The 24,835-nt window shown below is 44.4% G+C and carries 23 protein-coding genes; 6 read left to right on the top strand and 17 right to left on the bottom strand.

What is annotated here, in order from left to right:
* Positions 1-28 precede the first annotated feature (28 nt).
* From DRB05_RS19715 to leuS, 9 genes are read right to left on the bottom strand one after another with little or no spacing between them, the layout of a single operon-like run.
* A complete protein-coding gene (locus tag DRB05_RS19715; RefSeq protein WP_128728437.1) occupies positions 29-802 on the bottom strand; it encodes a septal ring lytic transglycosylase RlpA family protein in 774 nt (257 codons plus the stop codon).
* Entirely contained in the window at positions 802-1,908 is a 1,107-nt protein-coding gene (rodA, locus tag DRB05_RS19710) for a rod shape-determining protein RodA (protein WP_128728436.1), read from the bottom strand. The genes DRB05_RS19715 and rodA overlap by 1 nt, the downstream gene beginning before the upstream one ends.
* Positions 1,905-3,773 (bottom strand): penicillin-binding protein 2, encoded by a 1,869-nt coding sequence (mrdA, locus tag DRB05_RS19705; RefSeq protein ID WP_128728435.1) that lies wholly within the window; start codon positions 3,771-3,773, stop codon positions 1,905-1,907. Before mrdA ends, rodA begins: the two co-directional genes overlap by 4 nt.
* 2 nt (positions 3,774-3,775) lie before the next feature.
* Positions 3,776-4,246, bottom strand: a complete 471-nt coding sequence (rlmH, locus tag DRB05_RS19700; RefSeq protein WP_010372039.1) for a 23S rRNA (pseudouridine(1915)-N(3))-methyltransferase RlmH — start codon at positions 4,244-4,246, stop codon at positions 3,776-3,778.
* Position 4,247: 1 nt separating this feature from the next.
* Positions 4,248-4,565 carry a ribosome silencing factor gene (gene rsfS / locus DRB05_RS19695; RefSeq protein WP_128728904.1) on the bottom strand — a complete coding sequence of 106 codons (318 nt, stop codon included), beginning with the start codon at positions 4,563-4,565 and terminating at the stop codon, positions 4,248-4,250.
* Positions 4,566-4,617: 52 nt separating this feature from the next.
* Positions 4,618-5,253: a nicotinate-nucleotide adenylyltransferase gene (nadD, locus tag DRB05_RS19690; protein ID WP_128728434.1), complete on the bottom strand. Its 636-nt coding sequence runs from the start codon at positions 5,251-5,253 to the stop codon at positions 4,618-4,620.
* Positions 5,250-6,293: a DNA polymerase III subunit delta gene (holA, locus tag DRB05_RS19685; protein ID WP_128728433.1), complete on the bottom strand. Its 1,044-nt coding sequence runs from the start codon at positions 6,291-6,293 to the stop codon at positions 5,250-5,252. The genes nadD and holA overlap by 4 nt, the downstream gene beginning before the upstream one ends.
* Positions 6,293-6,805 carry an LPS assembly lipoprotein LptE gene (gene lptE, locus DRB05_RS19680; RefSeq protein ID WP_010606155.1) on the bottom strand — a complete coding sequence of 171 codons (513 nt, stop codon included), beginning with the start codon at positions 6,803-6,805 and terminating at the stop codon, positions 6,293-6,295. Before lptE ends, holA begins: the two co-directional genes overlap by 1 nt.
* Positions 6,789-9,377, bottom strand: a complete 2,589-nt coding sequence (leuS, locus tag DRB05_RS19675; RefSeq protein ID WP_128728432.1) for a leucine--tRNA ligase — start codon at positions 9,375-9,377, stop codon at positions 6,789-6,791. The genes lptE and leuS overlap by 17 nt, the downstream gene beginning before the upstream one ends.
* Positions 9,378-9,625: 248 nt before the next feature.
* Between leuS and DRB05_RS19670 the strand changes: the two genes are divergently transcribed.
* From DRB05_RS19670 to DRB05_RS19650, 5 genes are all read left to right on the top strand, one after another.
* Positions 9,626-10,702: a PepSY-associated TM helix domain-containing protein gene (locus DRB05_RS19670; protein WP_162847801.1), complete on the top strand. Its 1,077-nt coding sequence runs from the start codon at positions 9,626-9,628 to the stop codon at positions 10,700-10,702.
* Between the two features lie 180 nt (positions 10,703-10,882).
* The gene (locus DRB05_RS19665; RefSeq protein ID WP_128728431.1) at positions 10,883-13,018 is read left to right on the top strand and encodes a TonB-dependent receptor; all 2,136 of its coding nucleotides are present in this window, start codon (positions 10,883-10,885) and stop codon (positions 13,016-13,018) included.
* Positions 13,019-13,152: 134 nt separating this feature from the next.
* The gene (locus DRB05_RS19660; protein WP_128728430.1) at positions 13,153-13,611 is read left to right on the top strand and encodes a hypothetical protein; all 459 of its coding nucleotides are present in this window, start codon (positions 13,153-13,155) and stop codon (positions 13,609-13,611) included.
* 71 nt (positions 13,612-13,682) lie between these two features.
* A complete protein-coding gene (locus DRB05_RS19655; RefSeq protein ID WP_128728429.1) occupies positions 13,683-16,109 on the top strand; it encodes an AAA family ATPase in 2,427 nt (808 codons plus the stop codon).
* Positions 16,096-16,575, top strand: coding sequence for an FKBP-type peptidyl-prolyl cis-trans isomerase (locus DRB05_RS19650; protein ID WP_010606161.1), 480 nt, complete (start codon positions 16,096-16,098; stop codon positions 16,573-16,575). The genes DRB05_RS19655 and DRB05_RS19650 overlap by 14 nt, the downstream gene beginning before the upstream one ends.
* 109 nt (positions 16,576-16,684) lie before the next feature.
* Here the strand turns inward: DRB05_RS19650 and DRB05_RS19645 are convergent, their stop codons facing one another.
* From DRB05_RS19645 to DRB05_RS19610, 8 genes are all read right to left on the bottom strand, one after another.
* On the bottom strand, positions 16,685-17,011 hold the full coding sequence (locus tag DRB05_RS19645) for a hypothetical protein (RefSeq protein ID WP_128728428.1): 327 nt from the start codon (positions 17,009-17,011) through the stop codon (positions 16,685-16,687).
* On the bottom strand, positions 17,008-17,646 hold the full coding sequence (locus DRB05_RS19640) for a DUF4178 domain-containing protein (protein WP_128728427.1): 639 nt from the start codon (positions 17,644-17,646) through the stop codon (positions 17,008-17,010). Before DRB05_RS19640 ends, DRB05_RS19645 begins: the two co-directional genes overlap by 4 nt.
* 65 nt (positions 17,647-17,711) lie before the next feature.
* Positions 17,712-18,401, bottom strand: coding sequence for a PspA/IM30 family protein (locus tag DRB05_RS19635; RefSeq protein WP_010371996.1), 690 nt, complete (start codon positions 18,399-18,401; stop codon positions 17,712-17,714).
* Between the two features lie 15 nt (positions 18,402-18,416).
* Positions 18,417-18,830: a DUF2170 family protein gene (locus DRB05_RS19630; RefSeq protein WP_010606165.1), complete on the bottom strand. Its 414-nt coding sequence runs from the start codon at positions 18,828-18,830 to the stop codon at positions 18,417-18,419.
* Positions 18,831-18,911: 81 nt separating this feature from the next.
* Positions 18,912-20,648 carry a polyamine aminopropyltransferase gene (locus DRB05_RS19625; protein ID WP_128728426.1) on the bottom strand — a complete coding sequence of 579 codons (1,737 nt, stop codon included), beginning with the start codon at positions 20,646-20,648 and terminating at the stop codon, positions 18,912-18,914.
* A gap of 3 nt (positions 20,649-20,651) precedes the next feature.
* The gene (locus DRB05_RS19620; protein WP_128728425.1) at positions 20,652-21,551 is read right to left on the bottom strand and encodes a DUF350 domain-containing protein; all 900 of its coding nucleotides are present in this window, start codon (positions 21,549-21,551) and stop codon (positions 20,652-20,654) included.
* A 23-nt stretch (positions 21,552-21,574) separates the two neighbouring features.
* Positions 21,575-22,513 (bottom strand): CHAD domain-containing protein, encoded by a 939-nt coding sequence (locus DRB05_RS19615; protein ID WP_128728424.1) that lies wholly within the window; start codon positions 22,511-22,513, stop codon positions 21,575-21,577.
* Positions 22,514-22,708: 195 nt separating this feature from the next.
* Entirely contained in the window at positions 22,709-23,491 is a 783-nt protein-coding gene (locus DRB05_RS19610) for a sporulation protein (RefSeq protein WP_128728423.1), read from the bottom strand.
* Positions 23,492-23,879: 388 nt separating this feature from the next.
* On the opposite strand from DRB05_RS19610, the gene DRB05_RS19600 reads away from it, so the two are divergent.
* Entirely contained in the window at positions 23,880-24,821 is a 942-nt protein-coding gene (locus tag DRB05_RS19600) for a sensor domain-containing diguanylate cyclase (protein WP_240036278.1), read from the top strand.
* Positions 24,822-24,835 lie beyond the last annotated feature (14 nt).

Below are 24,835 nucleotides of genomic sequence, written 5' to 3'. Positions count from 1 at the left end.
TTGTTTATCGGCATTCATTGCGGTTATTCTAAAGTTCCTGCTCACTGTAAAGCAAGAAAGCACGACTAAATTGACCTTGTTGTAAGGTTTTTAGTAAAGATTGTGCTTGATTGTCGTCGGTAATAGGGCCGACTCTAAGCTTGTACAGGTTGTTTTCAAACGTGATGGGTGTACCTAACCCCAGCTCTTGTTTTAACTGACCTGCTAATAACTGTATATTCTCAAGTTTACTGCCAGCAGCAACTTGTACATAAGTTAGCCTTGGAGACTCGCGCGATAGAGTAATGGCTTCGACCTTAACGCGCGCTGTACCCTGAAGGTGATAGCCTAGCTTGTAGGCAGCCGCATAAGAGAGGTCGATTAGTCTATCGTCATGGAACGGACCTCGGTCGTTAATTCTAACGATGGCAGAGCGTCCGTTGTCTAAGTTTGTTACTTTAGCAAAGCTAGGGAGTGGCAGCGTTTTATGTGCTGCTGTCATATCGAACATATTAAAAATTTCACCATTGGAGGTGTGGTAGCCATGGAATTTTCGGCCATACCACGAGGCAATGCCTTGTTGTTGATACCCATGTTCGTCCGAAATTGGCGTGTAACGTTTTCCAAGAACAGTGTAGGGGCGATTGGCACTGACGCTCTTTTTCTCGTTGGTGACAATGGCATCCTGCATTTCCAGTTCGGTAGGCTCGCGCAGTGGCGCTTTGTCATGACGAATATGATAACGACTACCGCAAGCGCTTAGCATGCTTAACAGGGCAAATACTAAAATCAATTTTGAAATCAGAGTAATACGAACAGTCATTATTTTAACAACATCCTCTTATCTGTTGCGATTGCCATAATAATGCCAAAACCGGCCATTAAGGTCACCATCGATGTGCCACCATAGCTAATTAGGGGCAGAGGTACACCGACTACTGGCAAGAGACCAGAAACCATTCCGATATTTACAAAGACATAGACGAAGAAGGTCAACGTCAGTGCTCCTGCAAGCAGCTTACTGAAAGCGTCTTGTGCCTGTACTGCGATATATAATCCGCGACCAATTATAAAAAGATACAAGCTGAGTAATATGGTGACACCTAACAAGCCAAACTCTTCGCTCAACACCGAGAAGATAAAGTCGGTATGGCGCTCTGGCAAAAATTCTAATTGAGATTGGGTTCCGTGTAGCCAGCCTTTGCCCTCAACACCACCAGAGCCTATTGCAATTTTTGATTGGATGATATGGTAACCAGAGCCCAGCGGGTCGCTTTCTGGATCTAAAAAAGTCAGGACACGTTGTTTTTGATAGGCATGCATTCCGTAATGCCAAAACGCATAGCCACCGGGAACCGCGAGTAATATACCTGAACCGATTAAACGCCAACTTAATCCAGCTAAAAAGAGCGCAAAAATACCAGAACTGGCAATTAAGATAGAAGTACCGAGGTCAGGCTGCTCTTTGATCAGAATAGTTGGCACTAGCACAATCACAAAGCCGATTGTTAAATTTAAAATACTTGGAGGTAAGTGAGAGCGGCCTATAAACCAAGCGACCGTCATGGGCACTGCTAGCTTCATTATTTCAGAGGGTTGAAAACGGGTAACGCCTAAGTCTAACCAGCGCTGAGCCCCTTTACTGCTGACACCAAAAAACAGCACCGCAACGAGCATGCCAAGGCCCACGAGATAAACGGGAATAGCCACACGCTTAAGCGTATTTGGAGAGAATTGTGCCATAAATAACATGGCAACTAATGCACCAAACATGCGTGTACCATGACGCATCATCATGCCCATGTCTTGCCCACTAGCGCTATAAACAATCGCTAGGCTGCCAACCATCATCGTAATCAAGGCTGCAAATAATGGTAGGTCGATATGAACCTTTTCAAAGAGTGAACGTGGCTTATTCAGCGGACTCATTGCTGTTGCTCCTTCTCAAGCGGGTAGGCTGAAAAGTAATAATCCATCACTTGTCTTGCCATTGGCGCTGCGATTGCACTACCGCCACCTTGGTTTTCCACGACTACAGTAATAACAATTTGCGGATCATCAAAAGGCGCAAAACCCACGTAAATACCATTGTCTCTGTGTTTTTCTTTTAGCTTCTTGGCATCATACTTTTCGCCTTGAGCAATGCTAATAACTTGCGCGGTTCCCGTTTTACCAGCGTGATCATAAGTTACGCCCTTAAACGCATTTTTTGCGGTACCTATTTTTACCGTGTTGTGCATGGCTTTTAATGCAATATCCCAGTGATAAGGGTTTTTCAGCACGACAGGTGGCTTTTCTTCCGTAAATAACTGCTCCACTTCAGTATCTTGCTTAGAGATTTGTACTAAGTGTGGCTGCCTATGTATGCCTTTATTGACCAAAATGCTCAGCGAGTTTGCTATTTGCATTGGAGTGGCAGTCCAGTAACCTTGGCCTATCCCTACGGAAATAGTATCCCCAGGATACCAAGCCTCTTTAAAACGAGCTCTTTTCCACTCAACGGATGGTAAAATAGCAGAGGTTTCTTCGTGAATATCGATACCCGAAAGCTCACCAAAGCCAAACTGGTTCATAAAGTCGCTAATTTTGGTTATGCCGAGTTTATATGCGGTTTCGTAAAAGTAGGTATCACAAGACTGCTCAATAGCTTTATACACATCAACATGCTCATGGCCCCAAGGACGCCAGTCACGCCATTTATGTTTTACATTTGGAATTTGAAAAAAGCCGGGATCCCAAATTTTGGTTGTTTCGGTGACAACACCTTCTTCCAGTGCAAGCACTGCGAGATGGGGCTTCACTGTGGAAGCAGGCGCATAACGGCCCTGAGTTGCACGGTTTATCAGTGGCCTGTCTGGGTTAAGTAAGGCTCGGTAATCTTTGCCACTGATCCCATGGACAAAAAGGTTTGGGTCGTAACTTGGATTAGAATAGAGCGCTAAAATACCCCCGTCGCGCGGATCCATAACGATGATTGCGCCTCGGGTGTCTTTAAGTACATGTTGTACGATTTGTTGTAAACCGATATCAAGCGTTAGCACCAAGTCTTTACCTGGTTGCGGTGTTTCCATGCTCAGCGTGCGAATAATGCGACCACGGTTATTCACCTCGACGCGACGAGAGCCAACAATGCCATGTAGCTGTTCTTCATAAAACTTTTCGACACCGAGTTTACCGATATCATGGGTGGCACGATAGTTCGTGTCTTTGCCCTCAAGCTCTAAATCATAGAGCTCCTCTTTATTGAGTTTTGCTACATAGCCAAGGGCATGAGTGAGGGTATCGCCATATGGATAGTAGCGAGATAAGCGGGCTTCAACGCTAAAGCCGGGCAAGCGGTGTTGGTTAACCGAGAGGATCGCAACTTCTTCCTCATTCAAGCGGCCCTTTAGTACTTGGCTTTTGAAGCGACGGTTATGCTTGATTTCTTTTTTAAAATCTTCTATTTCTTGCTCAGAAATCTCAATAAGTTGGCGTACAGAAGCTAATGATGCTTCGAGGTCTTCAACGTCTTCTGGGATCACTTCAAGATTGTAAACGGGGCGGTTTTCGGCGAGCAACACACCATTGCGGTCATAAATTAGACCACGATTAGGGGCGACAGGAATGACTTTTATACGGTTATCGTTAGAGCGGGTGCGATAGGTTTCGTGTTCAGTCACCTGAAGCGTGTAGACATTGTGAAACAAGATCCCAACAATAATAACGACAAAAACAAAGCCGACAAAGGCCCGTCTCGCAAAGAGGTTCGCCTCGGCAGAATGATCCCTAATCGTCGGCCGCTTTTTTATCATTATTATTCTCTGTGGTAAGGATGATTGTTATTTAAACTCCAGCCGCGATACAAGCTCTCGGCAACCACTATACGCACCAAAGGGTGGGGTAGGGTTAAGTTTGATAATGACCACTTTTGTTCGGCCGCAGCAATACATTCTGGCGCAAGCCCTTCAGGGCCGCCAATCAGTAAGCTGACATCGCGACCGTCCAGCTGCCACTTTTCCATATTGCTCGCAAGTTGGTGTGTATCCCATGGCTTGCCAGTCACTTCTAAGGTTACGATCCGATTGCCTTTTGGGATAGCGGCTAAGGTTTTTTCACCTTCCTGTTGCAAAATGCGTTTAATATCTGCGTTTTTCCCCCGTTTACCCGCGCTAATTTCAATTAACTCCAGTGGCATATCTTTGGGAAAGCGTCTTTGATATTCGGTGAAGCCAGTTTCAACCCACTTCGGCATTTTGGTACCTACTGCAATGAGTTGGATCTTCACATTAACCCCACAGCTTTTCTAGGTCATAAAAGTCGCGGGTTTGATCTTGCATCACGTGTATAACAACGTCGCCCAAATCAACCAATACCCACTCTCCAATGTCTTGACCTTCTTGGCCAATTGGTGTTTCTCCAGCATGACGTGCTTCTTTTGCAACATGATCGGCAATCGATTGTACATGGCGTTTTGAGGTGCCTGTACAGATCACTAAGTAGTCGGTGATTGAAGAAGTTTCGCGAACGTCGAGCTTAACAATATCACGCGCTTTCATATCATCTACTTTGTCTAGCGCGAAATCTAATAACTGTTGTGAATCCAAGTTTTTGTCTCTGTATTTCAAATAATCGGCGATTTTAGCACGCTTTATGGGGTTAATCAGCATACAAGCCATGGCTATTTATATAATCTATGACCGAAGCGGGCAGCCAATGTTCCAAATATTCTGTATCTTGCTGCACGATTGCAGCCCTAATTGTACTCGATGCAATGTCTTTTTGCTCACCGTGAAGGAAATAGCAATGTCCCGCGTTGGTGGTTTGGAGCTTATCTGCGTTATCTGTGCCTGCTTTGGCTAAATAAGCCGAGACTTTAGCATCCGGCGAGCAATGTTCTTTTGGGCGTTGATACACCACAAGATGACACAGCTTTGTGATTTCTTGCCATTGATACCAAGTGTGCAGACTATTAAACGAGTCCATACCCATTAAAAATAAAATCGGTTGGTCCTGATATTCTCTACGCAGTTCTTGCAGTGTTAGCAGGCTGTAAGAGGGCCCTTGTCGGTCAAGTTCACGTCTATCAATAACCAGTTTTTGTTGCCCTGATAGCAAATTTGCAAGCATCGCTAGGCGATGCTCGTCACTGATGCTGGGCTTTTGTTTATGAACCGGTATGGCACAAGGTAAAAACTTTAACTCAGCCAGACTTAGCTCGTCGACGCAGCGCATCGCCATATTTAAATGGCCTAAATGCGGAGGATCGAAAGTACCACCAAACAAAGCAATCATACATGCTCACTCTGACTAATTGGCAACGGCATTGTGATGGGTGTGGCAAAGGCCAGCGCAATGTGTGCCAGAGCTTGGTATGGCGCAGTGATCCTTGCTTCTTTATATGCGGTATCAAAGTCTGCCATCATACAGAGCAACTGTTTCATCTGCTCTAGCGTTAACCTGTCTAACGCTTGCTGCGTGATGGTTTGCTGATTTTTCCAGACATTATGCTTTTTATAGGCATCCGCAAGTGTAGTGCCAGTTTGCCATAAGGTTTTAACTCCCAGCAGAGTACGAGCTTGGTTTTGCAAGGTCCAGAGAATACTCGCGGGCTCTACATTATCGCTGGCGAGCTTGTTCAATACTTTGATAATTTGCTTAGGGTTGCCAGTTAATAATCCGGTATTTAAATCAAAGATATCGAACTTAGATTGATTTAATAAGCCGCTTAGCAATTGCTGTTCATCAACTGGGTTTTTACCAAATAGTAAGGAGAGCTTCTCGAGCTCCTGATGCGTTGCAAGCAAGTTGCCTTCTGTGGCGACGAGTAGGGCGCGCTTGCCTTGTGGTGAGACAGAAAGCTTCAGCCGCTTACACTCATCATCAAACCAACGTTCAAGATAACGGCCTGTTAACGCATAGCAAGGAACAAATAGGCCTTTAGGCTCTAATGCTTTGAACCAAGCAGTGCGTTGAATGTCTTGACCCGCGCCTAGCCCTTTAAAAATAACAACGACATCAGGATTGACTTGTTCGGCCAAAGACTTTAAAACCGCAACACCTTGGGTAGGAACTTTTTGCTCATTAAAGTCGAATTCGATGAGCGTACGCGCACTGAACAAAGACATACTATTGTACTGCGCACTGAGCTCTTGCCAGTCAAATCCCGGGAGTAGAGCAAATTTAATGACTTCGTCAAAGCCTTGTTGCTTAGCTGCTGTTCGTATTGCAAGTACACATTCACCTTGTTGAAAGGGTTCTTCACCAAAGACAAGATAAAAAGGCGCAAGCCCCTTATTCAGGTAATTGGAGAGTTGATTGGCATAACAACGCATTACAGTTGCGACAACTCTCGAATAATACGTTGGCTTGCAAGGCGGCGCATTTCAGTGAGGATCAGCTCAAGCTCTTTTGCCTTTGCTAGCGCGTTGTCAGGATCGTCCTGATAGTTGCGATACAGCTCGAACATTTGTTTAACGGGTTCTTGGCCCGGACGACTCAATCGATAAGACACGCGATAAGCCAGTTCATACTGAGCAACCTGACCATTTTTGAACAAACTGAGTGTTTGACGTTCAAGTGAATCATTGTACAAGTACAACTCAGCAGCTTGTTTGGTATTTTTTGGTGTAAGGGATACCTGAGCACGCTGAAGATCGGATTGTAATTGTTCAAACAAGGCTGAGCGCTTGTCGTCACCGCTTAAGGTGATCTCTTTTAGATCGTCAGGAAGGTAAGAGGCTTGCTTGAGGTGAAAACCGCAGCTCGCCACGAAGAAGCAAGCTAGCAAAACTGCTAGCTTGCTGGTGTGCCAAAATAGGCTACGCATCTTAGTTTGCAACCACATTAAGTAGTTTACCAGGAACATAGATCACCTTACGAATGGTCTTGCCGTCAGTAAACTTAGTGACGTTTTCTTCGCTAAATGCAATCGCTTCAACTTGCTCTTGCGTTGCATCTGCCGCTACGGTGATTTTAGAGCGCAGTTTACCGTTTACTTGCACCACGATAAGCTTTTCATCTTCAACTAGTGCGCTTTGGTCGACGATAGGCCATGCCGCATCAAGAATATCACCAGCCTTGCCAAGCTCAGTCCACAGCTCGTGACACATGTGCGGTGTGATAGGCGCAAGCATGATCACCATAGCTTCTAGTGCTTCGTTTGCTAGTGCAATGTCTTGCTCATCATTAAGTGGCGCTTTGATAAGCTTGTTTGAAAGCTCCATCACTGCCGCAATTGCCGTATTAAACGTTTGGCGACGTTCGATATCGTCTGTCACCTTTGCAATGGCTTTGTGGATGTCGCGACGTAGCGTCTTTTGCGCTGCATTTAGTTTGCTTAAATCAAGCTCGGCAGTGCCTGCTTGCTTTACGTCAACCGCGTACTTCCAAATACGACGAAGGAAACGGTGCGCACCTTCAACGCCTGAGTCAGACCATTCCAGCGTTTGCTCTGGTGGAGCCGTAAACATCATGAATAAGCGAACTGTGTCAGCGCCGTATTGCTTGATAACCGTTTGCGGGTCAATACCATTGTTCTTCGACTTAGACATTTTGCTCATGCCAGCAGAGAATACCGGCTCGCCGTCTTCTTTATGCCACGCTTTAGTGATGCGGCCTTTGTCGTCAGTCTCAGTTAATACGTCAGTTGGTGCGATCCAAATATCGCCGCCTTTCTCGTCTTTACGGTAGTAAGTATCCGCAAGTACCATGCCTTGACACAGTAGACGCTCAAATGGCTCATCAGAGTTCACTAAACCGAAATCACGTAGCAACTTGTGGAAGAAACGTGAGTACAACAAGTGCAAGATAGCGTGCTCAATACCACCAATATATTGGTTTACTGGTAGCCAGTAGTTTGCTGCACCTGGTTCAAGCATACCTTCATCATAGCGTGGGCTACAGTAACGTGCATAGTACCAAGATGATTCCATAAAGGTGTCGAATGTATCGGTTTCGTGGAATACCGCCTCACCATTTATTGTTGCTTTTGCCCATTCTGGATCTGCTTTAATCGGTGAAGTTACTCCATTCATGACTACGTCTTCAGGTAGACGAACAGGGAGCATGTCTTCAGGTGCTGCAAGCTCAGAACCATCTTCTTTATTTAACATTGGGATTGGCGAACCCCAGTAACGCTGGCGGCTTACACCCCAATCGCGAAGACGGAAGTTTACTTTACGTTTACCCACGCCAAGTGATTCTAGTTTAGTTGCGATGGCGTTAAATGCGCCTTCAAAGTCTAGGCCATCGAACTCGCCAGAGTTGATAAGCGTGCCTTTTTCGGTAAACGCTGCTTCAGCCAGATTAGCTTCTACTTCTGCGCCGGCTAGAGGCTGAATAACTTGTTTGATCTCAAGACCATAAGCGGTTGCAAACTCATAGTCACGTTGGTCGTGACCTGGTACTGCCATCACGGCACCTGAGCCGTAATCCATCAGTACAAAGTTAGCTACCCAAATTGGCACCTCTTGTCCTGTGAGTGGGTGGATAGCAGTAAAGCCAGTCGCGATGCCTTTTTTCTCCATCGTTGCCATATCCGCTTCGGCAACTTTAGTGTTCTTGCACTCTTCAACAAAGCGAGAGATTGCTTCACTGTTTTTTGCCGCTTCTTGAGCTATTGGGTGACCGGCCGCAACTGCCACATAAGTCACGCCCATAAAGGTATCAGGGCGGGTGGTGTATACGGTGAAGCTTTCGTCGTTGTCAGCACGTTTAAAGTCGATTTCAACGCCTTCTGAGCGACCAATCCAGTTACGCTGCATGGTTTTGACTTGCTCAGGCCAGTGCTCAAGCTTGTCTAAGTCATCCAATAACTCTTGTGCATAATCGGTGATCTTAATGAACCATTGTGGAATTTCTTTTTGCTCTACAATGGCACCTGAACGCCAACCACGGCCGTCAATTACCTGTTCATTTGCCAGTACCGTTTGGTCAACTGGATCCCAGTTTACCGTTGACATCTTTTTGTATACTAAGCCTTTTTCGTAAAGCTTAGTGAAGAACCACTGTTCCCACTTATAATATTCTGGGTGACAAGTTGCGATTTCACGATCCCAGTCGTAACCAAAACCAAGTAACTTAAGCTGGTTGCGCATGTAGTCGATATTTTCGTAGGTCCATTTAGCCGGTGCGGTATTATTTTTAATTGCCGCGTTTTCAGCTGGAAGACCAAACGCATCCCAACCCATAGGTTGCATAACGTTTTTGCCTTGTAGGCGTTGGAAACGAGAAACCACATCACCAATGGTGTAGTTACGTACGTGACCCATGTGGAGGCGACCACTTGGATATGGGAACATTGAGAGACAGTAATACTTCTCTTTACTTTCGTCTTCGACAACTTTGAAGGTATTGTTTTCTTCCCAGTACGACTGTACTTTGGCTTCGATATCTTGCGGGTTATATTGCTCTTGCATCTAGGTTTCCAAACATCTGGCAAAATTAATAGAAAATTGCTCGATAGCATACCCGAAATTGGCCAGCAATCACAGCACCTAAAGTGGAATTATTTTAGTCGATTGCCGCGGACTGAAGGTGGTGTCGAAGTAGAGCTAAACTACGCAAAGACCTGCAGCGGTAAAAGGGTAAATTTTGTGCTGTTGCAAGTAAGAGTTATTATCACTTACTATTGCTAAATATCGAAAGAAGTTTGAGAATTCCCTTGATAAAATTGTGGTTACGCCGTGCTCACCTAGTAATGGCGCTGGTGGCTGGTGCCTTTATTATTTGCTTAAGCTTAACTGGGGCACTGCTTATATATGCCAAAGATATTCAATATCTTACTCAGCCTAAGTTGTGGCGAGTTGAGCTGCAGTCTGAGCCTCTTGGGGTAGAGCAAATAGTCACCTCAGTTGAATCTACAACCGCTGAAAAAGTTTCATTGTTTATGCCTGAGCAGCAGCCGGATTTGGCGTGGCAACTGAAGTTGTCTAGCGGTGATTATGTTAGCGTTAACCCCTACAGTGGCAAGATCCTTCATCGCTACGAGTATTACTCTACGCTATATGGCTTTACGATGGCGCTACATCGTTGGTTGTTGTTTGAAGATGCTGACAACAAAAAGCCGCTTAGAGACTGGGTATCTATTTGTGCACTGGTACTCATTATTGAGTTAGTGCTGGGTTTTTATCTTTGGGTAAAGCCTAAAAATCGCTTGAAACGGCTAGTGATAAAACCAAAAGCGAAGCTAAGGGTCCTGCTTTATCAGTTACACACCGTATTGGGTGTATATTTGCTCTTACCAATACTGCTCATTGCCTTCAGTGGCATGGCGTTTAACTGGCAGCCGCAAACTAAGGCTGTGGTTGAGTGGTTGAGCTTTGATGAGGTCGAAGCAAGGCCAAAACCACCTACTATTGCGGTTAACTTTCACGGCTTGCCCTATGATTTAAATAGCGCTACAACACGCGCGAAATCAACTTTCCCAAACAGTCAGCTGTTCCGTATTTATATGCCTGACAAAGCATCCGACAGTGTCGCTTTTAGAGTTCAAAATCCGGGCGAAAGTCATGCCTATAGCTGGGTTTGGGTAAATCCTTATAGCAGTGAGGTGGTAGCGCAATATGATGCGTCAAAAGCGGGAGTCGCTACGCAAATTTGGAACTTTAAGTACAAGTTTCACATTGGTGATTTTGCTGGCCCCATCGTGCAATTTGTCTGGTTAGTGCTTGCTTTAGCTCCGACCTTGTTTACGGTATCCGGCCTGTATTTTTGGTTACAACGTCATCGCAGGAGGAGGTAATTAACTTCACTCTAAGTTGCTGTTATGTAGATATAATTGCAAAAAACGGTGCAGAGTAGAATAACTCTCAAGTAAAGGATAATGCAAACCATTCACATTCACCTTGTTTTTACTGAGGTTTGGCAATATTATATTGCCGCTTTCTATATCATTATTATTCTAAATCCAGCAAGGATAACCATGTTAAAAACTACTCTCAGTATGGTAGCGTTGGCTGTTAGCGCAGCAGCCATTGCAGACGATACCAATGTTAAAGATCTTCAAGCCGCAGATATGGAGCATATCGTGGTCTCGGGCAGCCGTGTGTTTGAAAGCATTGATGAAGTGCCTGCCTCCATTACGATTATTAATCAAAAACAAATTGAAGATCATTTAAAAGTAAATCCAGAACTACAAAGCTTGTTATCTCAAATTGTTCCTGGTCTTGCTCCGGATACGGGGAGTTCGAGTAATACTGGGCAATCGTTGCGTGGACGTGCGCCTCTGGTGATGATTGATGGTGTACCTCAGTCTACACCACTGCGAAATGGTTCGTTGGGTGTAAAAACACTCGATCCAAGTGCCATCGCCCGTATAGAAGTGATCAAAGGGGCAACCTCAATTTATGGTAATGGTGCTTCAGGCGGGATCATTAACTACATCACCAAGCAGGCCAAAAGCGATGGCAAACCAGAAGGTGAAATTAGTCTATCTAGCCGCTTTAGTGCAGTAAAGCTTGCAGAGAGCGCTGGTGCTCGAATAGCGGGCGCAATTAATGGCCGTGTTGACCAATTTAGTTATTTAGTCACAGCAAGCTATGAAGAAAATGGCGTTCAGCGTGATGCTGAAGGTGATATTCTGGGTTTACAGTATGGTCTGTCGGATACCGTGACAGAAAACTACTTTACTAAGCTTGGCTATGACTTTGACGAAGACAAGCAACTGCAATTTAGCTACAACTTCTACAGTTCACAGCAAAAAACGGACCTAGGTGATGTGTTTGGCAACATCAATTTAGGTGAAAAATCTTACGCTATTCACGTGCCACCAGCTCAGCAGAAACAAGGTAAGCCACAAGGGCCTGAAGGCAACGAGAATATTACAGTCAAGTACATCGATTTTGAGATCTTTGCTAATACACAAATGACGCTTGATGCGTATATGCAAGACATTGAGAACGTGTTCTTCTTCTCGCCAAGTTTAGCAAACCCTGATGAAGGGTACACTGGCGGTCAATCTATCATCCGCTCTGAAAAAAAGGGCGCGCGTGCGACATTTAATACTTTGGTTGATTTTGACAGTGTCCAAGCTACCTTCATTTATGGTGTCGATGCGCTGAATGATGTGACTTCACAGCCACTTGTTGATGGTCGTATTTGGGTGCCAGAAATGGACATGGAAAGCATCGCAGGTTACCTACAGACCAAGTGGATTGTTGCCGATGACCTAGTGTTAAAAGCGGGAGTGAGGCAAGAAAGTATTGATCTTGCGGTAGCTGATTACCAAACACTAAAACTTTGCCGTTCAGCGGAGCAGTGCTCTGTGCCACTTAACGTGAAAGGTGACACCATTGACTATGACGCCACAACGTACAATGTGGGTATTAAATATAACGCAAATGAAAAGTTCAGCCCATTCGCTAGTTACTCGCAGGGCTCTGATATCTCGGATATTGGCCGTCTGCTGCGCAGTGCAACAGTAGAAGACATTGGTCAAATTCAAACAGAAGCATCGATTGTTGATAACTACGAAATCGGTTTTAACTCTCAATTTGAGACGTTACGATTTGAATTTGCGGCATATAGAAGTACATCTGAATTTGGCACAACAAATAAATTCAATGAAGTAACCGGAGTTTATGAGCCTGTTCGAGCACCACAAAAAATATGGGGCTATGAGGCACTTGTCGATTACGAGATCAACGACACGCTAAAACTCATTGCGACATATAGCTATGTAGAGGGTAAAGATACTAAAGCGGATACGTACCTTGGCTCAAGACAAATTAGTCCACCAAAACTTACGGCAAACCTAAACTGGCAGCCAGTTGATGCGTTATCTATGACGTTAAGCTGGTTACATGTCGGCGACCGTAAACGTTTTGAACGGGACGATGAAGGTAATTATGTTGGAGATCAAGGTCCAATAGATAGCTATAACGTGGTTAACTTTAGTGGTCAATATCAATTCGGGCAAAGCTGGCAAGCGTTTGTTGGTATTGAGAACTTATTTAACTCTGACTACTACCCAGCTCGTGCACAAGCCTATACGTACGGCGGCTACAATGTTAAAGGCCTTGGTACGACGGCAACTGTTGGTGTGAAGTATCGTTTCTAAGCTAATAGCAATGACTTTTGGCTTCGTAACCAGAAGCCAAATGGGTTTGCTGAGCCCTAAGTTCAGCTAACCCTAATACAATGAATGGTATATCTGGTCTACACTTAACCTATTGGCGAAACAGGAGTGTAGCAATGGCGGATTATCAAAAATGGCTAGATCAATTTTACGATTGGCTCAAAGACGTCAAAGAACATGAAATTGACGATTTATCTAAGCGGTTCTGGGAAGCGCAGAGCGCACTGAAAGACTACACCAAACAAACCTATGATGATTATAGTTACTATCTAAAACGTGACTTGGAACATCTTCTCGAAAACAAAACCTTCTATGATGAAGCGGCTTGGAGTGAACTCAAAGCCAACATCTTATTCGAAATATCCCAATTAGAAGATAGAACTCAACTTGAGTGGTCCGCACTTTTAAAGGATTTTGAACACCAAGGCATTTATAAAGAAGGTGAATGGATAGCTTTGGGACAATTAGTGTGTAAGAATTGTGGCTATAAATTAGATGTTTATTATGCCATCAAGATCCCAGCTTGCAGCGAGTGCGGGCATGGGGAATATACCAGAAAAGCATTAGCGCCCTAAAGTGTGGGCGCTCAGCTTGGAAGCACCAAGCTGAGTAGACTAACGTATGCGAATAATACAAAGAAGTTAGAATGACCAAATCTAAATTGTCGTCTGAAAAAGCACTGCCTGCGAGCCAGCTCGCGCCATCAGTTTCGTTGACTCACATAGAAAATTGTATTCAAAACCCTTACCCAGAAGCGCTACCGTTTATTGGCCAGCAGCGTGCTCAAACCGCGCTAGACTTTGCCTTGGGAATGGAGCTACCCGGTTATAATGTCTATGTCATGGGAGAAGCGGCGCTGGGTCGTTTTACCATGGTAAAAGACAAGCTCGAGGCGCACAGTAAAACTAAGCCAACGCCCAAAGAATGGCTGTACGTCAACAACTATGACGACCATCGTGAGCCTATCGCACTGTTTATGCAAGCGGGTGAAAGTAAGCAGCTTGAGGCAGATATTGACGCCTTTATCGATGAGATCTTAGATACTTTTCCTGCAGCTTTTGATAACCCGGGTTATCAACGCAAGAAAAAGTCGCTAGATAAAGAGTTCGAACAAAAATACGACGCTGCGATCACCGCTGTTGAGCAGCAAGCTATGAATATGAGCGTTGCACTGATAGAAGATACGGGAACGGTTGGTTTCGCTCCTGTGGTTGACGGTAAGCAACTTAGTGATACGGAGTTTTCAGCACTAGACGAGCATGTTCAGGCACACTTTTTAACGGCAATTGAAACATTAGAAGATGCCCTCATTGAGTCGCTTATTGAGCTGCCAAGATGGAAGCGCGAATCCTCTGAGCGCTTGCGTAATCTTAAAAAAACCACCATCGAAATGGCGACCAAACCGCTATTAAAAGCACTTGAGCATAAGTATGCCGCACACATTGGCGTACTGCGTTATCTTAAAGATCTCAAGGTTGAAATTGTCGATGCGGTATTAGATTGGCTAGACGACGATAGTAGCAGCGACGAAAACAAAGACGACTTTGATTCAAAGGGAATGCTCACTGACTTTTTTGCGCCCAATATTCTGGTTGAGTTTAAAGAAGACGATCCTGCGCCTGTGGTGTACGAGCCAAATCCGACCTTTGGTAATATCTTTGGTAAGGTGGAATATGCAACCTCCCAAGGTAATTTGATCACTAGCTATCGCTCTATTCAAGCCGGTGCATTGCACCGCGCCAATGGCGGCTATCTGATCATGGATGCAGAAAAAGTTATGGCTAACGCGCAAGTGTGGGATGGCCTTAAACTGTCGCTGAAAACCCACCAAATTAAAAATGACCTACCGTATCAAGACAATTCGGTGGGCAGCAGCTTTACCTTAAAGCCGCAGCTAATTCCGTTGGATGTCAAAATTATTCTATTGGGGTCGCGAGACCTGTATTACACCATAGGTGAGTACGATGAAGAGTTTGCAGAGCTATTTAGAGTGCTCGCTGATTTTGATTACTACTTACCAAGCTCGGACAAAATGCAGTATCAATTTATCACTAAGGTGATGGAATACTGCAATGATACCTTGAAGATTGAGCTTAGCTCAGCGGCGCTGGCGCGGATGCTTAAATTTAGCTATCGCCAAGCGGAGCACCACAGTAAGCTTTCGGCGCGCTTTGCTGATGTTTTGGAGCTGGTGGCAGAAGCCAGTTTTTATGCCAAGCAAGATGGCGTAAACCAAATTGCCGCTAATCACATCGATGAGGCGATAGCCGGAAAAGAATATCGAACAGGACAGTTAAGTGAAAACATGCTCAGCGATATTCAAGAAGGGCATACCTTGATTGCAACCGAAGGCACCGCAATTGGTAAGGTAAATGGCCTGACGGTACTGCATATTGGTGACACCGCATTTGGTACGCCTGCGCGTATTACCTCTACGGTATACGCGGGTGCTGACGGGGTGATTGACGTTGAACGTGAGGTAGACTTAGGTAAGTCAATTCACTCAAAAGGCGTGATGCTGCTTACGGGTTACCTAGGTAACAAGTATGCGCAAGACTTTAGCCTGACACTTAGCGCAAATATTGCCATTGAACAAAATTATGGTTTTATTGACGGTGATAGCGCATCACTTGCAGAGCTTTGTGCGCTGCTATCGGCTGTGACGCAACTGCCCGTGGATCAATCGTTAGCGCTCACCGGTTCAATTAACCAACACGGTGAAGTACAAGCCATTGGTGGTGTAAACGAAAAAATCGAAGGCTTCTTTAAACTCTGCAAAATGCGAGGTCTCACAGGTAAGCAAGGGGTGATCGTCCCTGAATCTAACAAGGTCAACTTAGTGTTAGATGATGAAGTGATTGCAGCTGTTGAAAAAGGCTTATTCCATGTCTATGCCGTTGCTACAGTAGATGAAGCGCTTAGCTTGTTAATGGATAGACCAGCAGGAGAGCTTAGCGATGAAGGCTATCCTGAAAACAGTATCAATGCAGTTGCAATGGCGAAACTTGAGCGTATTGCAAAAGTAGTAAACGGCGATGACGACAAAGGAGAAGAAAACCATGACGACAACTAATATTATCCTCGTTATTGTTGCACTGGTGATTGCGGTGGTGTTTTTTCGTGGTGGTCAGAAACAAAAGCAGCTTGCGCAGTTTAATCGAATTCAAGCAGCTGACTTTTTGAAAGAAAACGAAAAGCGCACAGAGGTACATAAAACTGACTCAGGTCTCCAGTACGAAATAATAACTCAAACTGACGGTGGCAAACAGCCAAATGCAACGAGCAAAGTTAAAGTGCATTATCATGGTACTTTACTTGACGGCTCCGTATTCGACAGCTCAGTACTGCGTGACCAACCTATCAGCTTTGGGCTTAATCAAGTGATCCCTGGTTGGACCGAAGGCGTGCAGTTGATGAGCGAAGGGGATAAATACCGCTTTTGGATTGGTCCAGACTTAGGCTATGGTGACCGTGCTGCAGGTAAAATCGAACCGGGTTCGTTATTAGTGTTTGAAGTTGAGCTGCTTGCGGTAGAGTGATCGGTGTTATAGTTGTGCAAGGCGCTACATCATGTAGGTTGAATAAGGGTGGCGCCATAGGTTGTTTATAGAACAACAACCTAGATAAATCTAAAATAAATACAGCCAACTACTTCTTTTTATTTTCTGTATAGCGACTAAGTAGCATATTGGCGACTTGTTGCTTTACAGCCCGTTTGTCGTTAGAGTCAACGCCAAAACGTTCTGCTAATAGTACGATTTCATCATCGGTTAGATTGAAGGATAAGCGTTGCCGAGTTTTCTTCGATTTAACTTCTAAATCAAGGATCTTTCTGATCATATCGGATGGTGTTAGCTCTTCGTCTATTGCCTGTTTTTTAATGCTTTTTTGTACTTCAGTGGTTAAATCGAAGGCCATTTGTGTGGCCCTCAATGCGACTTCTTGACGTTTCCACTTGTCTTCTCTTGTGGTCACGAGTTCGCTCCAGGGAATAGGTCGACAATATCGCTCAGTGGTCGGCACATGGTTAGTGACACGTCAGTTTCTCCCCCATCCCAGATTTCGATATTGATAGCGAATTTTTCGTCAGGACTAAGTAACTCGATAACTTCACATACTTCGCCACTTTCATCTTGATAGCGTGGCAAGGTGCGACCGCGATAATCGCTATCGTAGAAGTAGCAAATGTAGGGCGCTTCACTTTGTTGATAGCTTTTACCTAAAAATCGCTCGAAAGCCTCCGGAGTGGCCTGCGCGTCGATGTGGGTCAGTGCTTCTTCATCGAAAATACGCGCAAATTCATCAAGTGTAAAAATAGCATCGACGTCTTCTCTTTGGATTTTGATAGAGAAGTTAGCGTATTCCTCACCGTCACTTTGTTCAATTTGCAAAAAAGTAATGTTACCTGAATCACTTTCGAGAACAAATTCATATGCAGCGCTGCGTTCAAATTGGTAAGTTTGTACGCCAACCACTTTGAGGGTTTGTCCCTTGAGCCAGCTAGGATAAGCGAATGAATCAATGATGGTGAGCATATCCCCAACTTTCAGATCTTTTGCATGAGTAAGCTGTCGCTCAGGAGTTTTTTTTGATTTAAAAAAGCCAAACATAATGCACCTACATAATCAAAAAGGGTAAAAAGGAGGCGAGGCCTCCTTTTTCTAATCAGTAAATATTAGTTGCTTTGTTTAGCTCTAATACGTTCAAGAATATCATTACTCTTTTGCGTAGAGCCAATTCCAGCTTCTGCCATTTTAGCTTTTAGATCTGCGCCCGTTGCAGCGGCTTCAAGCTCTTTTGCCGCAGCCAGTTGATCTTGCCTATCTTGCTGGCGTTGCTTGATACGCTCAAGCGACTGACGTGCATTTACCATAGATGACGCATTGGTATTTAGCGTGCTGTTTACTGCCATGGTTGCTTTTTGAACGCTGTCTGTGGTTTTTACCATCGTCAGCTGACGCTGGTTTTCTTTAATCGTTTTTTCAGCTTCTTTAATTTGCTGTTTTAACAGGATCACATGTTTACTAAAACCGTCTAGCACTTGCTGATGCTCTGCGCGCTCAACTTCAAATTCACCGATTTTCTCTGCGATTTCTACCGCTAAAGCTTCGTTACCTTTTTCCAGCGCTTGTCCTGCATAGTTTTCATGCTCGATAATGCTTTCGTCAAGTGCAGCTAATTTGCGTTTTGTCTGCATCTCTTTCGCCATTACTTCTGTTAAGCTCTTTTTGGCTTTAGCTAATGCGTTTTGTGCGTCAGCAATTTCTTGCTCAAAAATACGAATGCCATTTGCATCAACAATTGACTCACCAACTTCTCTAGCGCCACCACGAACAGCAGTAAATAATTTCTTTAAAATACTCATTTCACAACTCCAATATTACTCATTCAAATACACAGTCACGGCTTCCAATGCTTCGATTGCATTGTCCGCGAGGGTGACCAGTTCGTGCGTGATCTCATCAATTGAGGAGGAAACGGCTAGAGCACCAAATATCGCATACTGCTCATCAATTTTAGCAAACGCACTCAGCGGGATCGGCACATTCAGTTTTAATAGTGCTTCATTTAACTCGTTTAGCAGTTCAGGCTTTACCTCGTTCTCTTTAAATAGGTAACTAATGCATACAAGTTGTTCTTCAGTCTGAGTCACAAAAATTGGTAATTCGTCATTTCCGTCAACAATCACTTGCAATACATCTTGCTCGCCTTCATTGGCGATTAAGAATGATTCGAAGTTAGCACCTTCTGTTTCAAATGATGCTAATTTGATTGATAGTTCATTTAATTCCATCTTCATTTACCTTTTTTGTTTTGACATATTATGTCTGAGTTAAGAGTTGCACGTAAGACATAATATGTCAATGGCCGTGCGCTAATTTTTATACAACTCATCTTCTGTTTGCCATGCTTGGCGATAATAATCGTATAGTCTTCCCGTTCCTAACTGGTTGACTTCAATATCTTTTGCTCCATCAAAAAAGCGATTTGGGAAAGCGAAAGTAGCAAGTAAATACTCTTTATTTATCCAGTTACTTGGGACAGGTAAAGTCTCGATCGACCTGATCCTAGCACTTGCCGGTTGTCCAGCTCTCGTAGCGATTGTCCAACCCCATTGGCCAAATGAGGGAATATTCTGCTGATATTGCTCAACATGCGTAAACCCGGCATGCTTTACCGTTTTAGCTATGCTAATAAACGCTTTTTTGGCGTGATAGGGAGACGTTGATTGAATAGCGAGTGCGCCATCGGGTGCCAGTAATTGACGTACATGATTATAAAAGTAGTCGCTATATAGCTTATTCAAATCAGGGTGATTTGGGTCGGGTAAATCAATAATGATAGTGTCAAATTGTCTAGCTTGGTCGAGCATTTTCTCTACTTCTAAAAATGCGTCTGCTACGATAACGGTTGCTCTTGGGTCATTTAACGCATCGCCATTTAATTGAGTTAATTGACTAGTGATGTTCGGTCTAGCGGGGTAGGGCTGCCCTTGTAGTCCAAATAGTGAGAGCAGTTGCCCATCCAAATCGATTAAGGTTGCATTTTCAACAGGCCATTCAAGTACATCTCGAAGTGCCAAACCATCTCCGCCGCCAATGATTAATACCTTTTCGCGACGGTTGGATGCCAGCATTGCAGGATACACAAGCATAGTGTGATAGATCTGTTCATCAACAGATGAAAACTGTAATCGACCATTTAAGAATAAGTCGTTAATTGGCATCGGTTGTGCGCGGCTTAATCGCTCGGTGATGACAACATGTTGGTACTTCGTTGATTCTGAATAGATCACTTTGTCTTTGTAAAGCACATTGCTGAGGTCTTTCATCCAATTGGAGCCGTGGTTCAGAATAACGAAAAAAACTCCCAATAGGACAAAGTGACACGCGAATAATAACTTAGCGAAACGGACGTGAACATGATAACGCCATAGGAAGATAAGTCCTGCAATGATATTAAATAGTGCGGTCCACGCTGCTGCTTGCATTATTGGTAGCGCAAGCATTATCGTGACCCAAATGGCAGCACCAACACCTGCACCGATATAATCTGCACCGTAGATGGTGCCTGCGTTATTTTCAAGGAAACGACCGTACACTTGTTGGCGGATCCTAGCGATCAGCGGAATTTCCATGCCGATTAAAATACCTAGGACGAGGCCGAAAACATAAGGTAGAAATCGGGCAAATACTTGTAATTGCTCAAATGGCATACCATCTAAGACACTATCAGGAGGCAGGCTATAAAGGCTGGAAAGTGTATGGGGCAGGGTATAAGTAAGGGCAATAACACTGGCGATCACCAAAATACTGCTCATGCCGAGCAGTGCTATTAGGCTTTCAAGCCATGCAAAAGCGGTAAAAGGATCTTTAAACCAACGCGCTAAAAATGCGCCAATGCCCATCGCCACGATCATCGTGCCTATCATGGCATAAATCGCGCTCTCTACTGAGCCTAAAACGCGGCCCGCATAGTGGGAAAGCAAATATTCGTAGATTAGGCCGCAACCGGCCAAAATGGCCATAACGCCAATAAGTAGGGTATCGTGACCGAACAACGACCAGTTGCCGGTCACTCTTGCAGAAGTTTGTGGTGCTGATACGCTCAAGGGTTATGCACCTAACAAACTTGCCATAGTCGTACCAATGGCAAAAGAAAGCGCGGCTGAGATGGCAGCAACACCAATATTCTTTTGTCTGTTCACTTCATCGGAAATATCTTTACCCGCCAGAATAATTTTTATCATGGCTAGGTGTAAGACGATGAATAGCACAATACTACCCAGTGCAGCAATACTCCAATACAGTAGACTTGAGTTAATGTTGTCTGCCACATAAGGCGCTAAACCGGACGCTGCAGTCAGTGCAAGTGCTGAGCCGATTAAAAAGCCCGCGTAGCGGATCCCGACCGCAACATTGTTGTCTTTGATTGCTTGCTGTAAACAGTCGCCACTTTTGTTGGTGCGCTTAAATAGTTGTACTCGGTATTGGCTCACAAGCAGCATACAAATATTACCAATAATGAAGGCTGCAACCACAATAGGTAAACCATACCAGCCCTCTGTGAGTACCCAAAGCAAAGCTGAGCGGATCACAATGGCAACACTCACCACATGGCCAAAATCAATCAGTGCTGAGGTGACATTACCTTTAACGATTTCGTCATGAAGGTCCACCTTGCGTAGCGCGACTTTGTCTTGGAAAAAATGGCCGAGCTTGATAAGGACGATACCAACGATACCATAGCCCGCCATTTGTAGCGCTTCTTGAGCTAAAGAGCTGGCAAAAGCACCACTTGAAATGCCCGAAATCACAATGGCTAAGCCTGCTAAACCACCAGCAAAACTGAGGCCAAATGCAAAGTTGTCTCTTTCAGTGATTTCGTCGTTTGCATGAAGGTTAGATACCCAACCTTTGATGTATTTTAAGCTAACAAACAACGCGACGATCACCGCCATATCTATTAGCAATGCTTGAAAAGTCCAAGCTGTTAATCCGTTAAATTGGTACATGTGTTAACTCCGCTATATATGCGCTATTTGCCCCGGCTTACGCCACGGGAGGTTCTACTTGAGCTATTGCGAACTGAGCCGTAGCTTGAGGTTCGAGAGTAGCTGCTTCGAGTTACTGCTGATGGGGTATTACTACTTCGGCTTAACCCTGACGCGCCAGATCTTTTCTTGGCATAGGGACTGGTAAATTGTTTACCCTGGCGTTGATACGATTGTTTTGTACGCTTGGCGAGCTCTGTTTGGCGTTTGTAACCTTTATAGCTAGTATACCTATGGCGACCATAGTCACTGTAGTAACTGTATTTGCGGTGTTTACTCCAGCGGCCATACTCCACATCACCCACTATATCTCCAAGCATGCGATACATGCCGTACCACATCCAAAAGCTAGTGCCGTTTGAGTTGGTCTGCCATTCGCCATAGTTGGCATTGCCAACAAGCTGGTTACCGATACCGGTCTGGCCATTTGCCGTTTGTTCTGCTTGCTGACTGATCGCGCCGACTCGCGCTAGCTTGCCATCTGACATATCGGCTAAAACATTGATTGGATCTGTGAGCGCATCGTTGAATAAACTGATGGAAGCTGCTTCTTTTAACAACACTGCTTGGTTGATAATGTCATCGCTGTTCATGCTAGGATCGGGGGACTTGAGGGACTGATAACGAGTTAATAAACTCTGATATAAGGTGCCACTGCTTGTTGCGTCTTGGGAAATAATTTGCGCAATTTCGCTGAGCTGAGGTTTTTGCTGACTAAGTACTTTACCATACTCAGTCAAAAGGTTGGCATTTCTCACCTGCTTTTTATCAAGGGCGGTTCCCAGCGTATTTATCGCTGTTGAAGCTTCTTGAAGTGTATGTGTAATGGTTTGCTGGATACGCTCTTCTTTAGATTCACAGCCCAGCATTAGGCTCAAAACACACAGTAGGCTAACCAGTTTCCAAATTCTAAAGTTGGACATTCATTGTCACCTAATCTACCTTGACCATTCGTTTTAATGTGCTGCCTTATTGAGCTTAAGTCAACTATAAAGCGCTGTAGTACGCATTTTTCGATGGCTTAAATTTGTCATAAGTCAGTATAGAGAGTTTGTTCATATAGAAGTTGCATTCGTATGAATGCAACGAGCACTAAAGCATAATACTATTGAAGTATCCTAGCAATTCGCCTCTAGAATGTCATAGATAGCATCTTCTAGGTCTTCTAAATCGGATTCATCTATCAGCAGTCTGGCTTTTGATTCATCAAGGTCTAGCGCCTCTGCAAAGAAGCCTTTAAAACCTCGCGCTTTACGGTCAATCTCAAAGATGATTTCTAGTTGCTCACCACGATTAAAGAAAACCACTTCTACTTCATCAAAGCGACCATGGAAGTCACCTGTGATTGTTTTAAACTCTAACTCTTGTACGAATGGGAGGCGTGAGAATGATACTTCATCAATACCTTCACAGTCTGATTCATAGAGTTTAAAGCCAAGCGCTTCCATCGCATCGATAGCCGCTTGTTGTAGCTCGGTAGGTACGATATGTAAATAGTCCCTATCTGACTTATCGAGCGCCATATCAATATCAAGGTTGGTAGCAATCCAAGTTTTGGATTGTCCTACAGTAAGCGGGGTTTCTTCAGCGAGGTCAAGCGCGAATGGAATGTGCTTTTCATCACCAGGTTCGATAGTAAATCGTTCGTTGATTTGAAATTTAGCAAGGGTGTGGTTTTTAGTGATGGTCGTTGTTTCACCTTCACTGTCTTCTCTTTCAACCGTGTAGTTGCACATTACGTTGAGATCTATTTTGTTGATCTCTTGAGCAACTTTGCCACCGATGATTTTAACCGTTCCAGAAATTTCTTCGCCAGGAGAGGCGTGATGGGTTTCTAAGATGGTATCTACTTTTGCTGCACCGATACCGACTGCGCCAAGGGCTTTTTTGAAAAAAGACATAGTCATCCTTATATATCTTGTGACCTTCCATCATGGAAAGCGCTGCCGTGTCGATTATAGGAATTATTATGCGTTCGTCAATTGCTTTTCCTCTGCAAATTCGTGCTGTCGTTCGAGTTCACCTAAATGTGATTTGTTCATTGTTGCTCAACTTTTACTTAGATTTCCAAGAGGCCAGTCGAGTGTCGCGGTCAAAATTTATTTCTGAGAACAAAAATTAAACAGTAAAGTGCGGCAGGTCCTAGTCATAATTCAAAAAATTGGTATATTATTTTATAACGATAGCCGCAGATGAGCTGTGTTCATAGGCATGTTTCAAATTGCAAAGTTCAAGTTTATAGAATTATGGAACAGGATGTTGCAGCGCCTCATGGTCAAGGATCGTCGTATGGCTCGTACCCGAGCTTCGGTACAACCGAGCTATGAGGAATTGGCGTCGACATTAAGCGCAATGCCGGACTTAATGTTTGAACTGGATGAAGAGGGGAGACACTGGGATGCCAGAATACTCCGCCCTGAGCTATTGGTTGCTCCGGCAGAACAGCTGATTGGTCATACGGTGACTGAGGTGATGCCAGAGCATGCCGCTAAAGTAGTAATGTTGGCATTGCGAGAAGCAAAAGTTAACGGCTACTCACATGGAAGCCATATTCACTTGCCCACACCTGTTGGTGAGCGTTGGTTTGAAGTCTCTATCGCTCGTAAAGTTGCGACCTCAAGCGACAATCATGCAGAAATGCGTTTTATCGTGTTATCTCGGGATATCAATGAGCGTAAGCTTGAGTATCTTGAAGCCGAGAAACTGGCGTATCATGATCAGTTAACCGAGTTACCGAATCGCCATATTCTTCAGCATGGGCTGGTGGAGCAACTTCATGCAGGACAACAGCTTGGTTGTTATTGCGCAATCTTGTTTTTAGACCTTGATGATTTTAAAAAAGCAAATGACTTACATGGTCACCATGTAGGGGATCAATTACTCAAGACGGTTGCTCAACGTTTGTGCGCTAGCGTACGTCAGGGGGATGTGGTGATCCGTTGGGGAGGTGATGAGTTTGTTATTTTAATTACTCATTTATCCCCGAAGTACTCTAAAGCTAAATCTCATGTTGTTGGGATCTGCCAGCAAATCATCAATAAGGTAGATAAACCGTACCTCTTTGAAAGCGATAAACTAAATTGCCGGGTTAGCATCGGCGTTAGCCTGTTTGACAACCTCGATATCGAGACAGGGATCAGACAGGCGGACTCCGCTATGTATCAAGCCAAGCAGTCAGATAGTTTGCGCTATGCTTTTTACCACAAGCCAGTTAAGGGTGTTGGAACCTAGATAAATTCATCTGA

The organism is Pseudoalteromonas sp. A757, assembly GCF_004103285.1.
GTDB classification, from domain to species: Bacteria; Pseudomonadota; Gammaproteobacteria; order Enterobacterales; family Alteromonadaceae; genus Pseudoalteromonas; species Pseudoalteromonas galatheae.
Note: the sequence above shows the minus strand (reverse complement) of the source record. Positions and strands in the feature narration are given on the sequence as shown.